The sequence below is a fragment of the Vallitalea longa genome, assembly GCF_027923465.1.
GTDB classification, from domain to species: domain Bacteria; phylum Bacillota; class Clostridia; order Lachnospirales; family Vallitaleaceae; genus Vallitalea; species Vallitalea longa.
Genome location: NZ_BRLB01000074.1, coordinates 1 through 336 on the forward strand (window position 1 = coordinate 1; position 336 = coordinate 336).

Below are 336 nucleotides of genomic sequence, written 5' to 3' on the forward strand. Positions count from 1 at the left end.
ACTGATCTTTTATTACTGCATTATAATCTGTTGTTTCTGGACTATTTTCTTGGGTTGGTACATCTATTATACTTTCACCATTTATTATTATATTTGTTACTATTGGTTCTTCTTTATCTATTGTTACGGTTTTTTCTTGCTGCATTCCATCGCTAGAAGCCATTACTACAACTGTTCCTGCATCCGCTTGGTTAGTTACTTGTAATGTTCCAGTCTCTGGATTTATACTTACTCCATTTGCTGGTGTTTTTAACGACCAACTTACATCTTTATTCAGTACATTTCCATACTGATCTTTTATTACTGCATTATAATCTGTTGTTTCTGGACTATTTT

Annotated in this window: 1 protein-coding gene; it reads right to left on the minus strand. The window is 32.4% G+C overall.

Annotated elements, in window-relative coordinates; translation table 11 throughout:
• On the minus strand, positions 1–336 hold a 336-nt coding region (locus tag QMG30_RS24875; RefSeq protein WP_281819925.1), incomplete at both ends, for a hypothetical protein.